At 62.8% G+C, this 17,267-nt stretch carries 18 protein-coding genes; 7 read left to right on the forward strand and 11 right to left on the reverse strand.

Going from position 1 to position 17,267, the window contains the following annotated elements; translation table 11 throughout:
* Positions 1-115: 115 nt before the first annotated feature.
* On the reverse strand, positions 116-1,060 hold the full coding sequence (locus R3X27_RS24525) for a LysR family transcriptional regulator (RefSeq protein ID WP_317711544.1): 945 nt from the start codon (positions 1,058-1,060) through the stop codon (positions 116-118).
* 135 nt (positions 1,061-1,195) lie between these two features.
* Here R3X27_RS24525 and R3X27_RS24530 point away from each other — a divergent pair, with 135 nt between their 5' ends.
* Genes R3X27_RS24530 through R3X27_RS24540 form a run of 3 tightly spaced genes read left to right on the forward strand, consistent with a single transcriptional unit; the run spans position 1,196 to position 3,867 of the window.
* Positions 1,196-2,071, forward strand: coding sequence for a radical SAM protein (locus tag R3X27_RS24530; protein WP_317711545.1), 876 nt, complete (start codon positions 1,196-1,198; stop codon positions 2,069-2,071).
* Positions 2,072-2,084: 13 nt separating this feature from the next.
* Positions 2,085-3,062, forward strand: coding sequence for an LLM class oxidoreductase (locus R3X27_RS24535; protein WP_317711546.1), 978 nt, complete (start codon positions 2,085-2,087; stop codon positions 3,060-3,062).
* Between the two features lie 4 nt (positions 3,063-3,066).
* Positions 3,067-3,867, forward strand: a complete 801-nt coding sequence (locus tag R3X27_RS24540; RefSeq protein ID WP_317711547.1) for an SDR family NAD(P)-dependent oxidoreductase — start codon at positions 3,067-3,069, stop codon at positions 3,865-3,867.
* Positions 3,868-3,949: 82 nt separating this feature from the next.
* Here R3X27_RS24540 and R3X27_RS24545 read toward each other — a convergent pair whose 3' ends face one another.
* Entirely contained in the window at positions 3,950-4,240 is a 291-nt protein-coding gene (locus tag R3X27_RS24545; RefSeq protein WP_317711548.1) for a putative quinol monooxygenase, read from the reverse strand.
* Positions 4,241-4,339: 99 nt separating this feature from the next.
* Here R3X27_RS24545 and R3X27_RS24550 point away from each other — a divergent pair, with 99 nt between their 5' ends.
* Positions 4,340-5,257 (forward strand): LysR family transcriptional regulator, encoded by a 918-nt coding sequence (locus R3X27_RS24550; RefSeq protein ID WP_317711549.1) that lies wholly within the window; start codon positions 4,340-4,342, stop codon positions 5,255-5,257.
* 63 nt (positions 5,258-5,320) lie between these two features.
* On the opposite strand, the gene R3X27_RS24555 is transcribed toward R3X27_RS24550, so the two are convergent.
* Positions 5,321-6,166, reverse strand: coding sequence for an enoyl-CoA hydratase/isomerase family protein (locus R3X27_RS24555; protein WP_317711550.1), 846 nt, complete (start codon positions 6,164-6,166; stop codon positions 5,321-5,323).
* Between the two features lie 353 nt (positions 6,167-6,519).
* On the opposite strand from R3X27_RS24555, the gene lpdA reads away from it, so the two are divergent.
* The 3 genes from lpdA (at position 6,520) to R3X27_RS24570 (ending at position 10,697) form a co-directional block, all read left to right on the forward strand.
* A complete protein-coding gene (gene lpdA / locus R3X27_RS24560; RefSeq protein WP_317711551.1) occupies positions 6,520-7,914 on the forward strand; it encodes a dihydrolipoyl dehydrogenase in 1,395 nt (464 codons plus the stop codon).
* A gap of 14 nt (positions 7,915-7,928) precedes the next feature.
* On the forward strand, positions 7,929-8,867 hold the full coding sequence (gene lipA / locus R3X27_RS24565) for a lipoyl synthase (protein WP_317711552.1): 939 nt from the start codon (positions 7,929-7,931) through the stop codon (positions 8,865-8,867).
* Between the two features lie 168 nt (positions 8,868-9,035).
* On the forward strand, positions 9,036-10,697 hold the full coding sequence (locus R3X27_RS24570; protein WP_317711553.1) for a sigma-54-dependent Fis family transcriptional regulator: 1,662 nt from the start codon (positions 9,036-9,038) through the stop codon (positions 10,695-10,697).
* A 4-nt stretch (positions 10,698-10,701) separates the two neighbouring features.
* Here R3X27_RS24570 and R3X27_RS24575 read toward each other — a convergent pair whose 3' ends face one another.
* From R3X27_RS24575 to R3X27_RS24610, 8 genes are all read right to left on the reverse strand, one after another.
* The gene (locus R3X27_RS24575) at positions 10,702-11,481 is read right to left on the reverse strand and encodes an acetoin reductase (protein ID WP_317711554.1); all 780 of its coding nucleotides are present in this window, start codon (positions 11,479-11,481) and stop codon (positions 10,702-10,704) included.
* 135 nt (positions 11,482-11,616) lie between these two features.
* Entirely contained in the window at positions 11,617-11,919 is a 303-nt protein-coding gene (locus R3X27_RS24580; RefSeq protein ID WP_317711555.1) for a DUF1330 domain-containing protein, read from the reverse strand.
* Positions 11,920-11,980: 61 nt separating this feature from the next.
* Positions 11,981-12,685 (reverse strand): lipoyl protein ligase domain-containing protein, encoded by a 705-nt coding sequence (locus tag R3X27_RS24585; protein ID WP_317711556.1) that lies wholly within the window; start codon positions 12,683-12,685, stop codon positions 11,981-11,983.
* Positions 12,682-13,362 carry a 2-oxo acid dehydrogenase subunit E2 gene (locus tag R3X27_RS24590; protein ID WP_317711557.1) on the reverse strand — a complete coding sequence of 227 codons (681 nt, stop codon included), beginning with the start codon at positions 13,360-13,362 and terminating at the stop codon, positions 12,682-12,684. The genes R3X27_RS24585 and R3X27_RS24590 overlap by 4 nt, the downstream gene beginning before the upstream one ends.
* Entirely contained in the window at positions 13,359-13,592 is a 234-nt protein-coding gene (locus R3X27_RS24595; RefSeq protein WP_317711558.1) for a biotin/lipoyl-containing protein, read from the reverse strand. The genes R3X27_RS24590 and R3X27_RS24595 overlap by 4 nt, the downstream gene beginning before the upstream one ends.
* 73 nt (positions 13,593-13,665) lie before the next feature.
* Entirely contained in the window at positions 13,666-14,682 is a 1,017-nt protein-coding gene (locus R3X27_RS24600) for an alpha-ketoacid dehydrogenase subunit beta (RefSeq protein ID WP_317711559.1), read from the reverse strand.
* 14 nt (positions 14,683-14,696) lie between these two features.
* Positions 14,697-15,683 (reverse strand): thiamine pyrophosphate-dependent dehydrogenase E1 component subunit alpha, encoded by a 987-nt coding sequence (locus R3X27_RS24605; protein ID WP_317711560.1) that lies wholly within the window; start codon positions 15,681-15,683, stop codon positions 14,697-14,699.
* Between the two features lie 217 nt (positions 15,684-15,900).
* Complete coding sequence (locus R3X27_RS24610) at positions 15,901-16,791, reverse strand: formate/nitrite transporter family protein (protein WP_317711561.1); 891 nt, start codon at positions 16,789-16,791, stop codon at positions 15,901-15,903.
* Between the last annotated feature and the right edge of the window lie 476 nt (positions 16,792-17,267).

Raw genomic sequence — 17,267 nt, forward strand, 5'->3', positions numbered from 1 at the left:
GGTGAACGGTCATTCGCCGCGCTTGCAGGACCGATAGGATGTTTACGGCAAAGCGGACATACAACCGCAGCGACTGACGAAGTTTCCCGGGGTGGCTACCAACAAGGACCTGAGGTCAAGCACCGTTTGCCGATGACCAGACAGGCGCATCGGGGGATTGAAGCCAGGGTGGGTTCCTGCCGATCTTTTCCAGTAGGAAATCGATGAAGACCCGCACTTTCGTCGTGAGCACGTTCGACTTCGGATAGACGAGCCAGAGAACTGACTGATCGTCGACCTCGTAATCCGGAAGCACCCTGACGAGCGAGCCATCCGCGATCTCGCGATAGACCGACCAGAGGGAATTCATGGAGATGCCGGCGCCAGCAAGCGTGGCCACCTTCTGGCTCAACCCATCATCGAGCGTCAGACGCCGCCCCGCCTGCCGTGGATCGAACAAGCTCCTTCTGCCGCCCCGTCCGACCAGGGGGCGGGGCGCAAGCCCCATGAAGCCGACCACGCGATGGGTGGCGAGATCGTCCGGGGTGCCGGGCGTGCCATATTTCTCCAGATAGGCCGGAGAGGCGCAGAGGATGCGTGTGTCATCGGCCAGCTTGCGCCCTTTCAGGCTGGTATCCTCCAGCACGGAATTGCGCAGGGCGAGGTCGAAACTACCATCGATCAGGTCGAATTTCGTGTCCGAAAGCCGCAGGTCGAGATCGATCCCGGGATGGGCATCGACGAATTCGGGTAGGATCGGTGCGATGAAAAGCTGCGCGAAGGTACTCGGCGCGGTGAAACGCAGCGTTCCCCTTGCCTCGGCCTTTCCCTTGCCAAGCACGGCGAAAGCCGCCTCCTCCTGGGCCAGGATCTCGCGCGCATAGGGAAGGAACTCTGCGCCCTCAAGCGACAGTGACACCTTCCGGGTCGAGCGTTTGAGCAGGTCCGCGCCCACCAGCTTCTCCAGCTTTGCAAGACGGGCGCTTGCCGCCGCCGGCACCATGCCGAGCTCGCGGCCCGCAGCGGAAATGTTGAGCTTCTCCGCAGCCAGAACGAAGAGGCGGACAGTGTCTGTATCCATGGAATTATATCCAAATGGTGAATTCTGAGATCAGAACTGACCAGTTTATTCGCGGTTTTCAATGGCTACTTTCTATCGCAAGAGTTTGGGCTGCCCGATGGGGGGCGTCCGACGTCAATGAACGGACCAGATCACATGAGCTACGAAGGAAAGATCTATCGCCCCTGGATGGAGGCGGACAGCGAACTGATCCAGGTGACGCTGGGCTGCTCGGTCAATACCTGCACCTTCTGCAGCATGTTCCGGGACAAGTCGTTCCGCCGCAAGCCGTTGGAGGAGATTTTCTCGGATATCGAGATCCTGCGCCGGTATCGCGGGCGTGTGGAGTCGATTTTCCTGATCGACGGCAACGTCATGGTGCTGAAGACCGAATTCCTGCTGAAGGTGATCGCCAGGATCAGGGAAACCTTCCCGGAGCTGAAGAACCTCGCCATGTATTCCGGCCTCAACGATCTGCGCCGCAAGTCGGTGGAGGAACTGAAGCAGTTGAGGGCTGCAGGCGTGACCACGGTCTATGCCGGGCTTGAATCCGGTGATGCGGGGATCCTGGCGGACATCAGAAAGGGGATGACGCAGGGACAGGCCATCGAAGGGATGGAACTGGCCAAGGCGGCTGGCATCCGGGTGCTTCTCAGCGTGATCTTCGGGCTCGGCGGGCGGGACCGGTCCCGCGAGCATATCGAGGAGACGACGCGACTGCTGAATATCCTGAAACCGGAGGAGCTCGCGCCGATGGCGCTCGCGATCCAGCCCGGCACGGAGCTGGAGCAGCAGGTCGAGGATGGCACCTTCGTCATGCCCACGCCGTTGCAGGTGCTGGAGGAGGAGAAATACCTGCTCGAGAACCTTGGCAACTTCGAACATTTCTACTGGGGCGATCACGGCAACAATATCGCGCATATGCGCGGGTGGATGCCGAAATACCGCGACAAGTTCCTTGAGCATGTCGAGATGCAGATTGCGGAGAACCCGGTGGCGAAACAGGACGAACTGGTAACCCACGCCTGGTAGCGAGGAGAGCGAAATGCCCACGAGGGTCGAGGAAACGGGGTTTGCGCCCCGCAATGCCGGGTTCAACGCCACGTTCAGACCCGGCAAGCTGAGTGTTGGGCTTGTGGTGCCGCTCGAGACCTACGCGACCGGCCCTGTGCCGGAGATGGTGCGCCATGTCGAGCGAGTGCAACTGGCCGAAAAGCTCGGCTTCGAAGCCCTCTGGCTGCGCGATGTTCCGTTCGACGTGCCTTCCTTCGGCGATGCCGGACAGATCTTCGACCCTTTCGTCTATCTCGGCCTGCTGGCCGGACAGACGGAGCGGATCGCGCTCGGCGTCGCCTCCATGGTGCTGCCGCTTCGGCACCCGGCCCATGTCGCCAAGGCGGCCGCGAGCGTGGATGCGCTCTCGGGCGGGCGGTTGCTACTCGGTGTGGCCTCGGGCGACCGGCCGGAGGAATACCCGGCGATGAACCTGTCCTTCGAAGATCGTGGGGCGCGGTTCCGGGAGAGCTATGACTATATCCGGCGGATGGCGGAGGAGCGGCCTGCTTTTGAAAACCGGTTCGGCATGCCCCGTGGCGGGATGGACATGCTTCCCAAGCCGGTTTCCGAGCGACTGCCGATGCTCATCACCGGCGGTAGCCAGCAATCTCCCGAATGGGTGGCAGCGCATGGCGATGGTTGGATGACCTTTCCGCGAGCCACCGCCGCTCAGGCGCAGGTGATCGGCGACTACCGTGCCCGGATCGTGGCCGCGGGCCTGGCGGACAAGCCGGTGATGCAGCCGCTCTATGTCGATCTCGCCGCCGATCCCGACGCCGCGCCGCAGCCGATCCATCTGGGCTTCCGGGCGGGCGTGAACCACCTGCGCGCTTACTTGAAATCCATCGAGGAAATCGGCGTGAACCATGTCGGGCTGAACCTTCGCTTCAACCAGGCCGATATCGAGACAACCCTGAAACGACTGGCCGAGGATGTCCTGCCGGACTTCTCCACCTCAAGGAATTGATGTCATGAGAATAATCCTGATCACCGGTGCCACGGACGGCATTGGGCTGGAGACGGCCCGGATGCTGGCCGGGTCTGGCCACAAGCTGCTGCTGCACGGGCGCAACCCGAAGAAACTGGAAGCGGGGGCACGGGCCATCGCGGAGATTTCCGGCGCGGAACCCGTCGAAACCTACCTCGCCGATCTGTCGGACATGAAGCAGACCGCGGCGCTGGCCGATGCAGTGAGTGCCAAGCATGATCGCCTCGACGTGTTGATCAACAATGCCGGCGTGCTGGCCACTCCGAAGCCAATCACCGCCGACGGGCTGGATATACGTTTCGCGGTCAACACGCTCGCACCCTACCTTTTGACCAAACGCCTGCTGCCGCTGCTTGGGCGTTCGGGGCGGGTCGTCAACCTCTCTTCGGCCGCGCAGGCGCCGGTGGACCTGCAGGCGCTGGCCGGGAGAACCCACCTTTCCCACAATGCCGCCTATGCGCAGAGCAAGCTGGCCATCACGATCTGGACTCGCTTCATGGCGGTGACCAACCCGGAGGGGCCGATGATCGTCGCGGTGAATCCCGGCTCGCTGCTCGGATCCAAGATGGTCAAGGAAAGCTACGGCGTCTCGGGCGGCGACTTGCGGATTGGTGCGGACATTCTCGCGCGCGCAGCCACGTCTGCCGAGTTCGAGGGCGCCTCGGGCAAGTATTATGACAATGATGCAAGGCGCTTCTCTCCGCCGAATCCCACGGCGCAGGATGCCGCCGGTGAGAAAAAACTGGTGCAGGCGATGGAGCAGATTCTGACCCGGTTGACCTGACCCGCCAGACCGTATCAAAGCGAAAAAGAAGACGCCTCGTCATCCGGACGAGGCGTCTTTTCGTTTCAAATGTCGCTCATCGTCAGGCGATGACGGTCATCTCGTTGAGCGTGAACGCGTCGACCGCGCCATCGGTGGCGGCCATGTAGTCCTTCAGGTGCTGGTTCTCCATGTGGGTCTGCCACAATTCGCGTGTTTCCCAATTCTCGTAGAACAGGAAATGCGCCGGGTTCTCGGTGTCCTGGTGCAGGTCGTAGTTGATGCATCCCGCTTCGGCGCGGGTGATGTCGATCAGCTTCAGAAGCTCGGCTTTCACGAGATCGATCTTCTCCGGGTTGGCCTTGATATTGGCGATGATGGTCAGCTTGGACATTGCTCTGTTCCTTGGGTTTCGCGATGACACAGAGGTAGCCTCTTGTGTGATCCGGACAAACGGGAAGCCATTGAATAGATAATCCGGAATATCCGAAGAATGATTCTGCACAACATCGCCCTCTTCCTGCAAATCGTGGAGAGAGGCTCACTCGCGGCGGCAGCCCGCGAAACGGGGCTCTCGGCGACAACGGTCTCCGAACGTCTTGCGGCCCTGGAGGCGCATTACGGTGTGGTCCTGCTCAACCGCACAACCCGCTCCATCAGCCTGACCGAGGAGGGCCGCCTTCTGGCCGAAGGCGCACGCTCCCTGCTGGGCGAGGCGGAGGATCTCGACAACCGCATTCGCCACGGGGCGAAGACACTGACTGGGCCGATCCGCGTCAGCGCTCCCAATGACATGGGCCGGGGCGTCTTGTCCGCGACCGTTGCCCGTTTTCTCGAGGAGCATCCGGCCATTTCCGTCGAGTTGCAGCTATCGGATGGCTATGTGGATGTGGTCGGCGAAGGTGTCGACATCGCCCTGCGCTTAGGCCAGATCACCGACAGCAGCTTGCGCGTGCGGCGCCTGGGGGAGATCCGGCGCGTGATCTGCGCCGCGCCTGACTACCTGGAGCGCCGGGGGACACCGCGCAATCCGTCCGATCTCAACCAGCACAACTGCCTCGTCATGCGATTTGGCGACGGACTCGACAATGTCTGGCGGTTTGGAAGCGGTCGCACGCAGCAGGTCATCACGGTGCGCGGCAATCGGATCGCCAATGATGGCGCCCTGGTGCGGCAATGGGGAGTGGAAGGGCACGGTATTGTCTTGAAATCCGAGCTGGATGTCGGGGAAGACCTGCGCGAGGGGCGGCTGGTAGAGCTTCTGGCGAAGCATGCGCCGCCTCCGACGCCGCTGCAGATGCTCTTCCCGCCGAGCCGGGCTCAGCCGAGACGGGTGCGGGCGCTGGTGGATTGGATCGCAGAGGCCGTTCGGCACGCGACAGATGCAGAGGGTATCGCCGAGCGCGAGTAGAAAGGGGAGGCCAAAGGCCCCCCCTCCAGTCCCTTCCGGCGAGGGACGGTCCCGGTGCTTCGGTCAGTTGATTCCCTGAACGCCCATTACCAGATCGCCCCATTTGCGCTGGTTCTCGATGTCATGCTCAAGGCCCTGCTCGTCGGCAATAGTAAAGCGCTTGACGGCCGGGGTCTTGGAAGTCGCCTGGTAGAGCCAGTAGGCCTCGGCCTTCAGCGCCTCGTCGATCGGCTTGTCAATGGATTCATAGACCATCCGCTTGCAGGCGGTGATGGACTCGGCAGGGAACTGTGAGATCCGTTGGGCCAGTGCATCCACGAAGGGGCCGATCTCTTCGGGGTCCAGCGCACGGTTGATCGTGCCGAAGCGCTCGGCATCGTCCGCGTCATAATCATTGGCGCTCAGGATGATCTCCAGCGCCTTGCCCAGCCCGGTCTGGCGCGCCATGCGCGAGGCACCGCCACCGCAGGGCAGGATGCCCATGCCAACTTCCATCTGCATGAACTTGTACTTGCCCCGCGCGGCAAAGCGCATGTCCAGCGCCAGCGCCAGCTCATGGCCACCGCCGCGGGCGAAGCCTTCGAGCTTGGCGATGGTGGCCTGCGGGACCCGGCTAATGCGTTCGCACACTGCTTGCAGGTCCAGCAGCTCGACCTCCTCGCGCGAAACGGCCTCGGTGGACATGTCCTTGAGCAGCTCGGTGTCGTAATGGCAGACCCAGATTTCGGGGTTGGCGGATTGGAAGATCACCACCTTGGTGTCGCGGTCCCGCTCGAGCCGCATGGCAAGACTGTTGAGGTCGGCCAACATCTCCTGGCCTTGCACGTTTACCGAACCGAAATCGAAGGTCACAGTGGCGATGGCGTCTTTGACATCGACAGTAAAGGTCTGGAAGTTCTTGTATTTCATGACAGGTTTCCTATTGGAAGGGCCGCCATCGAAAGCAGCGGCCCGGGTATAGTTCCATGTGATCGGCTTCGGAGCGTTGGCGGCATCCTTGGCGTAAAACTTACCTATCTTGTTGTGATTTTCGATAAATCAGCATATTTTTACCTTCAGAATTCACGTTACGCGAACAGTTAAGAACTTGCAGCGCAGCTCGGACTGCGCCACGCGAGGGAAACTGTCTCAGGACTCAGGCCATGAGACAGTTCACGGCCGGCGCGCTCCTCTCCGTTGTGCCAAGGTGCCCTTTCCGGTCAGTTTCGCGCCGAAGATCGACCATTGCGTCGTGGCAAAGCGAAATCCGAAAGGACTCCGAGATGGCGGAACAGCGATTCGACATGATCGTGATCGGCGCCGGCCCGGGCGGCTATGTGGCCGCCATCAGGGGGGCGCAACTGGGCCTGAAAGTGGCCTGCGTGGAGCGCGAACATCTGGGCGGTATCTGCCTGAACTGGGGCTGCATCCCGACCAAGGCGCTGCTCCGCTCGGCAGAGGTGTTCCACTTGATGGAACGAGCGGATGAGTTCGGACTGAAGGCGGAGAACCTTGGCTATGATTTCGACGGTGTCGTGACTCGCTCGCGGAACGTGGCCAAGCAGCTTTCGAACGGCGTCGGATTCCTGTTCAAGAAGAACAAGGTCACGACGATCATGGGCGAGGCGAGGCTTGCCGGGAATGGCAGGGTTGTCGTGACGCGCAAGGACAGGGACGACGAGATCTCCGCCCCCAATATCGTCGTTGCCACCGGGGCGCGCGCCCGCGAACTGCCGGGCTTGGAGGCCGATGGCAAGCGCGTCTGGACCTACAAACACGCGCTGCAGCCGCCGCATGTGCCATCGAGGCTGCTGGTGATCGGCTCCGGCGCCATCGGCATCGAATTCGCCAGCTTCTACAACACGCTCGGGGCCGACACGACTGTCGTCGAAGTGATGGATCGGATGCTGCCGGTCGAGGATGCCGAGATTTCCGCCTTTGCAAAGAAGGCCTTCGTGAAGCAGGGGATGAAGATCCTGGAGAAGTCCTCCGTCACGCGGCTCGACCGCTCCGAGGACAAGGTCATCGCCCATATCGAAACCGGCGGCGAGGTCACCACCGAAGAATTCGACACGGTGATCTCGGCTGTCGGCATTGTCGGCAATGTCGAAAATCTCGGGCTGGAGGATCTGGGCGTGAGGATCGACCGCAGCCATGTGGTCACGGATGAATACTGCCGCACTGGTGTCGACGGGCTCTACGCCATCGGCGATATCGCCGGGGGTCCGTGGCTGGCGCACAAGGCATCGCATGAGGGCGTCATGGTCGCCGAACTGGCCGCCGGGCAGGAGGCGCATCCGGTGAAGAAGGCCAATATCGCCGGCTGCACCTATTGCACGCCGCAGGTCGCCAGTGTCGGCATGACGGAGGCCGCGGCGAAAGAGGCCGGGCACGACATCAAGGTCGGCCGATTCCCCTTCATCGGCAATGGCAAGGCCATCGCGCTTGGCGAGTCGCAGGGCATGGTGAAGACGGTGTTCGACGCGGCAACGGGCGAACTTCTTGGCGCACATATGGTCGGCGCCGAGGTGACGGAACTGATCCAGGGTTTCGTCGTCGGCAAGACGCTTGAGAGTACGGCGGAGGACCTGTCCGAGACTGTCTTCCCGCATCCCAGCATCTCGGAGGCGATGCATGAAAGCGTTCTCGACGCGCTCGACCGCGTGATCCACATCTGACGAAGGGGGCAGCCATGCGCGACCTGACAATCCCGAGCGAACGCCACCCGGAAAAGGCGCATCTGCCGGACAAGGCGCAGCCGAAGAAGCCGGCCTGGATCCGGGTGAAGGCACCCTCGGGCAAGGGGTTTCAGGACACGCATGATGTCATCCGCGAACACGGGCTGGCGACGGTCTGTTCCGAGGCGAGCTGTCCCAATGTCGGCAAGTGTTTCTCGCAAGGACACGCCACGATGATGATCATGGGTGAGATCTGCACACGTGGCTGCACCTTCTGCAACGTGGCCACGGGCAAGCCTGAGGCGCTCGACGCGTTCGAGCCCAGCCGTGTGGCCCAAGCGGTGGCGCGGCTGGGGCTAAAACACGTCGTCATCACCTCGGTGGACCGCGACGACCTTTCAGATGGCGGGGCGGAGCATTTCGCCCAAACGATCCGCGCCATCCGACACCGCGCGCCCGAGAGCACGATCGAGATCCTGACGCCGGATTTCCTGCGCTGTGGTCCGGAGGCGCTGGAAACCGTGGTCGCGGCAAAGCCGGATGTGTTCAACCACAACCTGGAAACGGTGCCCGGCCTCTACCCCTCCGTCCGCCCCGGCGCGCGATACTTCCACTCGCTGCGGCTACTTCAGCGGGTGAAGGAACTGGACCCGACCATATTCACCAAATCCGGCATCATGGTCGGACTGGGAGAGGACAAGCAGGGCGTCGGCCAGGTGATGGACGACATGCGCGCCGCTGACATCGACTTCCTGACTATCGGCCAGTATCTGCAGCCGACCCCCAAGCACCACGCGGTGGAGCGGTTCGTCACGCCGGAGGAATTCGCCTCCTACGAGAAAGCGGCCTTCGGCAAGGGCTTCTTGATGGTCTCAGCGACCCCGCTGGCCCGATCGAGCTACCATGCCGGCGATGATTTCGAACGGCTGAGGACAGCACGGCTGTTGCGGTGATCCGCGCCACATTTGATCGTGCGTATTCGCAAATCAGTGAAAATGGGCCGCGATTGTCAAGAAACGACGAACACTGAAATCAGATCGACGCGGGAAAGACAGGCCGGTTTGCCTTGATCGGAGATGCCCCAGCGTAACATACTTGACCAAATATGCGGGGGGAGACGCATGGTTGGACTCATCGGAGACGACGAATACCGGCGCGCGGTGGACGCGTCTCGACAGCGTTGCCGCGGCCTGCTTTTGCACCCGGACGCCAAAAACCCGATCCTGCGTCTGCAACAGACGGAGGTCGCACCGCGCCGCGAGGCCTTTCTCGATGCGCTTGGCGATATCCGAAGCGAAACCGATGCCCTGGCCGAGATCGCGTTGAAGGCTGGGCACTGCCTGATCGTCACCGACCCCGATTGCATTGCCATCGATATCCGCACCACCCCAGCCGACCATGACGTGCTGGATGCCGCCGGGATCGTGTTGGGGAGTTGCTGGAGCGAGCAACTGGCAGGAACCAATGGCGTGTCGCTGGCGGTCGAAGTAGGAGGCGTGTTCACCGTGCGCGGCCGGGACCATTTCTTCCGAAACCTGAAGGATGTCGTCTGCTCCGGCGCGCCGATCCGGGGGGCGGATGGCCAGATCCTCGGCACGCTCTCGTTGAGTTGCCTCGACCGGGAGAGCCCGGTCGATTACGTCCTCGCCCAGCATCTGTTGAACCAGACCGCCGACCGGATCGAGGCCCGGCTCTTTGCTCGCACCTACGCCTCGCGGCACATCATGGCGCCCGCCCCCGGCGCTCCGCGTGGCGCGCTGCTGGCGCTGGACGACAGCGAGCGGATCGTGGCCGCGACCCGGGCCGCGAGCGAGATCAGCGCGGGCGACGGCCTGATCGGCAAGACGCTGGAGGAAGCCTTCGAGAGCGAGCTGCCCGTGGTTGATCTGCCGGGCAGGATGGTCAGTGTCAGGCCCGTCTCCGGCCGGCTCGCCTCCGACCTGCGCGAGATCGCCGGCGCCGATCCGGCCATGAACAGAGCGGTTGCCGAGGCCGAGAGGCTGCTTGCCCTGAACCTGCCGGTGCTGCTGGAAGGCGGGCCGGGCAGCGGCAGGAAACAGCTGGCCGAGGCGCTACTGCGCCAGTCCCGCCGCTCGATGCGCTACCTGGACGGGCTGGCGATGGCTGCGTCGGAGAATGCCGGCCGGGCCGTTGTCGACTGGGCGCAGGAGACCGACCGCTTCCTGCAGAAGGGTGCGGAGATCACCCTTCTGTTCAGTGAGCTGGAGGCGCTTCCGGCCCGTGTCAGAATGCTTCTGGCCGCCTGGTTGACCCGGCATGACGGCGAGGGCAGCCTGCGCGGCGCCACGGCGCGATTCCGGCTGGTTGCCACCGCCGCCTCTGGCGAGGATCTCGGCCCGTTGGCAGCTGTTTTCGCCGCGCAACATGTCAGGCTTCCGGATCTGCGGAACCGGCAGGACGGGTCGGTGCTGATCGAAAAGGCACATGAACGGCTTGCCGGGCCGGACGCCACGATCTCGCCCGAGGCCATGCACTGCCTGGAGGCCTATGGCTGGCCCGGCAACCTGCGGGAGCTGGAGAATGTCATGGCGGGGATCGTGACATTGCACGGACGGCGGGATCTCTGCATTTCGCAGCTTCCCCAGCATATCGCGCAGAGCGGCGCGCCTGAGAGTGCCAAGGTACCGGACCTGCAAGGGGCGCTGCGCCAGACACGGTGGAACGTCAGCCGTGCTGCACGGCTGATGGGGATCAGCCGCGCGACGATCAACAGGCGGATCAAAGAGGCGGGGCTGACGCGCCCCGCCGGCGAGTCGCGCTGAAGCCTCAGCGGAACACCATCCCGCCATCGACAATAACCGCCTGACCGGTCATGAAGTCGCTGTCCGGGCCCGCCATCCAGGAGACCTGGTTGGCCACGTCCTCACCCTGCTGCGGACGGCCCAGAACAGCACCGGCGGCGAAGGCTTCGAACGTGTCGCCCTCGCCCGAGCCGGTCTTCTCGGCAAATTCCTCGTCGAGTTCCTTCCAGAGCGGGGTGGCCACAACGCCCGGGCAATAGGCGTTCACGGTGATGCCCTCGGCGCCGAACTCCTTGGCGGCAGACTGGGTCAGCGAACGCACTGCGAATTTCGACACGCAATAGGCGGCGAGATTGGGGAAACCGTCATGCCCGGCAATCGAGGAGGCATTGATGATCTTTCCCTTTGTCCCGGCCTTGCGGAACTGCGCTACGGCCGCTTGGATACCCCAGAGCACGGAATTGGCGTTGATCGCCTGCATGCGGTTCATCTCGTCCTCGGTGATCTCCATGATCGGGCACATGCCCGCGATGCCGGCATTGTTGACCATGATGTCAAGCCCGCCGAGCTCTTTCGCACAATTCTCCACCGCGGCAAAGACCTGGTCGCGTTTGCTGACATCGGCCACGAAGGTAGTGACCTTCGCACCGCTCGCGCGAAGCTCTTCGGCGGCCTTCTCAACACCATCGCCATTCAGGTCGACCATGGCAATGGCAGCCCCATCCGCGGCCAACCGCTTGGCTATGGCCAGTCCGATACCCATGGCGGCCCCGGTAACAAGGGCGACTTTTCCGTCGATTGCCATGACAGGTTCCTTTTCTTTCACTTTGTATTTCTGTTTTGCGGGTTGGAAGGGGCGACCGGCCCGTGGGGAGAAAGGTTCAGGTGGGCCGGTCGCAGGCCTGATGCGGTGGGAGCACCGCGCAGGAAAGGGGCGTGCTCAGGCGAGGTCGTCCTTGCCTTCGAGCACGAAATGGTAGCTGTTCGAGCCTGCGAGCCGTTGGGCGAGGAAGGGCGCGTAGTCCGGATCGTTCTCGAAATTCAGCGCGTTTTCCTTCGCCGGCCATTCCAGAACGACGCGCAGCGCGGCAGGGAAATCCTCGCCTTCGAGCTGCTGGTGATCGGCCGTCCGGGCAAGATACTTGCCGCCATGTTTCTCGATCAACGCGCTGACCGGGGCGAGATAGCCCGGGATCCAGGCCTCGTCGGTGGGCGTGACGAAGAGTACGGAATAGGCAGTCATGGTTTGGGTCCTCCCAGTTTCTGTGTCGTGTCGAAAGGCGCGATTGCGCCCTTTCGCTGGTTCAGGCCGCGAGATTGGCTGCGACGCGCGGACCGGCTTCGGCCAGCGCATGTCGGGCAGCGGTTTTTAGGGCTACGGCGAGGTCGTCGAGTTCAGGGCCTTGCGGCCCGAGCTCCTCTTCAAATGTCGTGTGGGCCTCTCGCCGCACCGGTCCGAGCCCCAGATCGGTGTGGAACGCGTCGACGGTCTCGGCGGCGACCGGGCCATGGGTCAGAATCAGCGCATGGGCGAGAATGTGGGCGCGACCGTCGGCAAGCGGGCGCCAGCGCTGCGCGGTCCCGACAAGCTTCCGGCCGTTACAGGACAGGTTCCAGGTGCCGTCGCAAAAACTGCCCTCTGTCGTGCCGGTCTCTATCCTGAGGCCGAAACGCGCGCCCACGGACTGGATCGGGAAGGTGATCAGACGATAGCCGTCCTCGTTGCTGAAGCCCCTGTCCACGGTCGTGGCCATTGCCAGGTTGAGCACGCCGGCGCCCTGCGGAACGGCGCCGCCACCTGTCGGGCGTGTCAGCACCGGCCAGCCGCGCGCCCTGGAGCGCAGAGCGGCCGAAACGAAGCCCTCGCGACGGCCATAGGCGGCCGGACAGACAAGCGCCGGGGATGTGGCGTGCCAGAGGGCAACACAGGGCTCGGAAGCCTCGAAGAGACGGACTTCGAGCGCCAGCCCCTCTGCGGCATCCTCGACCCTGTGCAGTCCTGCAGTCATTGGCCCATAGCCTCGATCTCTTCGCAGATCGCTGTGAGTGTGTCGGCGGCGGGGGCGCCGTCGATGGCGCGGTGGTCGAAGGTGAACGACAGGCCGATGGAGGGACGGAAGACGACGCTGCCGTCCTCGGCTTTCACCGCCCGTTCGGTGCTGCGCCCGATTCCAAGAATAGCGATCTGGGGCGCGTTGATGATCGGCGTGAACTGCTCCACACGGGTCAGGCCGAGGTTGGAGATCGTGAACGTGCCGCCGGTCATCTCCTTGACCGAGAGCTTGTTGGTCTTCGCCCGTGACGACAGGTCCTGCCGCGCGGCGCTCAGTTCTTCGACGCTCATCGCTTCGGCCCCGAAGATCGCCGGGGCTGCCAGCAGGTTGCCCGGCAGTGCGATGGCAACGCAAAGGTCGATGGCGGCCGACAGCTGGACCTCCTTGCCCTCGACCCGGCCATTGGCATCCGGGTTCCGCTTGAGCGCGCGCACCACCGAGAGCATCAGCAGATCCTCGACCGAAACCTTCGTCCCGGCCTCCGCCAGCCGTGCCTTCTCGGCCAGCAACGCGGTGGCATCCGCAGCACCATGATGGGTGAGCTGTGCGGCCTCGCGCAGGCTCTCCACCATCTTCGCCGCGATCATGCCGCGCGCGCCGGAGAGGCGGACGGTCTTGTCCTGAAGCGTCATTCGACTGATCCGAGCACGCTGCCCTTGGAAACGACGGCGTCGGCCTCTTCCTTGATCTTCAGCGTCCCGGCCGCGGGCGCGTTGATCTCGTATTGCACCTTGGCGCACATGATCTCGGCGACAAGTGCGCCTTCCTCAACGCTCGCGCCGTCGTCGAAATACCATTCGGTGACGACGGCCTCTTCGTCTTCTTCCCAAAGGTCCGAGGGGACCACGATTTCAGTAGCCATTGGAGTTTCCTTGTCTGTTCGGAGCCGCGCATCCGCGGCCCCGTTCCTGTCTGTTTCGACGTCTGTTCAGTTGCTACGCGGCCATTTCGCCCCAGGCGGCGACGATCTTCTCCGGGTTGGGCAGGCAGAACTGCTCCATTCCACGTGCGAAGGGGATCGGCACATCCGGATAGGCGATGCGCTTGGGCGCGGCCTTGAGCGCGGAGATGTTGTGCTCGGTGACGGAGGCGATGATCTCGCCGGTGACACCGTAGGACATGTAGTCTTCGTCCACCACGATCAGCCGGCCGGTCTTGGCGACCGAAGCGCGGATGGTCTCGCGATCCAGCGGCACGAGGCTGACAAGGTCCACCACCTCGGCACTGACACCCTGCTCAGCCAGCTTGTCGGCGGCCTTGAGCGCGTTGTGCACGCCCATGCCGAGCCCGACGATGGTCACGTCCTTGCCCTCTCGGGCGATCTTGGCCTTGCCGATCTCGACCACGTATTGCTCTTCGGGCACATGAACGGTCGCTGCCTTCTCGGTGCCGAGCCAGCCCATGCCCTGAAGCGATTTGTGGAACATGTAGACGACGGGGCTGTCGTCGCGGATTGCCGCTGTCATCAGCCCCTTGGCGTCATAGGCGTTCGACGGCTGGACGACCTTCATCCCCGGCAGGTGCGCAAAGGAGCCGTAGAGGCATTGCGAATGCTGCCCGCCATCGGAATAGCCGCCTCCGGTTGAGGTCATCAGCACCATCGGCACCTTGAAGTTGCCACCGGAGAAATAGATGTTCTTGGCCATCAGGTTGTAGATCGCGTCGAAGCAGACCCCGAAGAAATCGACGAACATCAACTCGGCGATGGGCCGCATCCCGTCTTGCGCCGCACCAACGGCCGCGCCAATGAAGGCGGTCTCGGAGATCGGTGTGTCGCGGATGCGTTCGGATCCGAATTCCTCGATCAACCCGCGTGTATTGCCATAGATCCCGCCCAGCTGTCCGACATCTTCGCCCATGACGAAGACGCCAGGATCGATGCGCATCTCCTGCGCGGTGGCCTCTGCCATGGCGCGGGCGATGGTGAGCTTTCTTTCATTCGGCTTGTTCATAATTCTCTCTCCCTTCAGGCGAAAACGGCGGTCAGCGCGTCTTCAGGGGCAGGTTCCTCGCTCTCGCGGGCGAACTTGATCGCGGCGGCAACGCGCTCAGCAGCCTCGGCCTCGATCCTGTCGAGTTCGGCTTCGCCGGCAGAGCCGTCCTCCAGCATCCGGGCGCGCATTGCCGGGATTGGATCCTTGGCAAAGAGCGCATCCTTCTCGCCCTCGGGCCGGTAGGCTTCGGCATCACCCATGAAGTGGCCGGCGAGACGGTAGGTCTCCACCTCGATCAGCGTCGGACCCTCTCCGGCACGGGCGCGGGCAATGGCCTCGCCGGCGACTTCGTAGATCTTGTAGGGGTCGTTGCCTTCGATCCGGTGGCCGGGGATGCCATAGGCGGCGGCACGGTCGGCATTGTTTGCGATGGCGGTGGCTGCATCCTTGGGAACCGAGATGCCCCAGGCATTGTCCTCGATCACGCAGACGAAGGGCAGCTTCCAGACAGCGGCCATGTTCATCGCCTCGTGCCAGGCGCCCTGGTTCACCGCACCTTCGCCGAGGAAGGCTACGGCCACGCCGTCCTTACCCTGCATCTTGCGGGAAAGCGCTGCCCCCACCGCCGGCCCCATGCCCTGCGCAATGATGCCAGAACAGGCGAAATTCGCATTGGCGTCGAAGAGGTGCATGTGCCCGCCGCGTCCGCCGGAAAGCCCGGTTTTCTTGCCGAAGATCTCCGCGGCCATCTTGTCGAGATCGACCCCCTTGGCGATGGCCTGGTGGTGAGGCCGGTGCGTGGCGGTCACGACGTCCGTCGGCTTCAGATGCGCGCAGACGCCCACCGCCACCGGCTCCTGCCCGTCGGAGAGATGCATCTCTCCGGGGATCGTGCCGTTGGCCATGTTGAAGACGGGGGTCTTGCCCTCGAAATACGCCTCGGCGATGGTTTCCTCGAAACGGCGGCTGATGACCATGAAACGGTACATCCAGTGAAGTTCGTCGCGTGTCGGTGCCATGCGGTCCTCCTCCTCTTTCGTGCTGCGGGCAGCGTTTTTGCTGCGCTCGGCGAGGTTCTGACTGAAGAGTTCCGCTTGCTGCAAAGCAGCATGATCTTGGCTCGATGAACTGTCTCAGCGGCGGCGATTGAGACAGTTTCGACGCCTCCTATCACGCAGGCGCAAAGGGCGGGCCGTTTCCGACCCGCCCTACAAATAGATTTCCGGGGTGCTGGATTTAGCGCGACGAATGAGTCGCCGGAGCCTCATCATCCGCTGCCTCCGGGTGCTTGCGCAGATAGCCGGACGCGTCGTTGACATAGGCGTAGTAGAGACCGATCAGGATGCCGCCACCGACGAAATTCCCGACCAGAGCTATGGCGACATTGCCGACCGCGAGCCCGAGGTCGATGCCCTCCTTCAGCCCGACAATTGCGAACAGGATCGTGTTCGCCACCGAGTGCTCGAAACCGAGAAAGACAAAGATGAATACCGCCAGTATCATCGCCAAGGACTTCGTCAGGTCCTCCTTGACGAAGCCGTTGAAGACCAGGAGCATTGCGACGTTGATCATGAAATTGCACAGCACGGCCCGCCAGAACAGGTCCGCCAGCCCGGCCGGCCCGCTGGTCAGGAAGGCGAGCTTGACGTCGACGGCATGCAGCATCTGGTCGAGCGGAGCCCCATCGATGACCGTGCTGAAACAGAGCGGAATCGCGATGGCGAAACCGCCGATCAAGTTGCCGAGATAGCAGTGAAACAGCAGCCGACCGCCCTGCGCCGGCCGAATACGACGGTAATAAACGCCAATGGAGACAATCATCATGTTCGACGTCAGAAGCTCAGACTTGGTGAAATAGATGAAAACCAGCGCCCCGCCAAAGGAGAACGCCCCCGCGATCTTCCCGAGCGGCGCAAGTGTTGTGCCAGCGAAGCCGATCGCATCGAACGCCGCGACAAGCGCGTAATTCGTGGCATAGAGCAGACCGATCAGGATCCCCGCCATCGAGGCGCGCATCAGGTATTTCCGCAGCACCTCGCCGCTCATCCGTGTCTTGGCATCCAGGGCTTCGAGAACGGTGCTGATGAAGAACGTCCCCGGAAAGAGTTGATCGAGTTGCTTGCTCATCCTGCATCACCGAATGCTTGCGGCGCGCAAACGACCGCGGGTTTCTGACGAAGAGGTACTCCACGAAGACGGTGATGCTGGTTCATCGGGGAGCGTCGGAAGTGGTGTTCCCCGGTCCAGGCGCACGTATCCGCGGCCGCCATTCATTGGAGAAACGAATGCGACCAACAGCGACAGCTTTTCAAGTTAGCGCGGATGCGCTGGTTTGAACTGTCTCATCACTGAGATTTGAGACAGTCCGTGTTCCGCCTAAGCCGACCGGCGATATGCGGTAGCCAAACGATACATGGGCTGCAATGGCTGCTTGGGAGTTCTGCGACGAAGAGCTTTGGACGGAGAATGAATGGCCGGATTGGGCCGGTCGCGCTGGTGCAGGCCTACCGGCCGGCAGGAGTTTCGCAAATAGTTTGCGAAACCGGGTTTGTTAAACTCGCGTTTCGGCTAACAGGGAGATTGGAGTGAACGTACGAGTCCGG

The organism is Tropicimonas sp. TH_r6, assembly GCF_033101155.1.
GTDB lineage: Bacteria > Pseudomonadota > Alphaproteobacteria > Rhodobacterales > Rhodobacteraceae > Tropicimonas.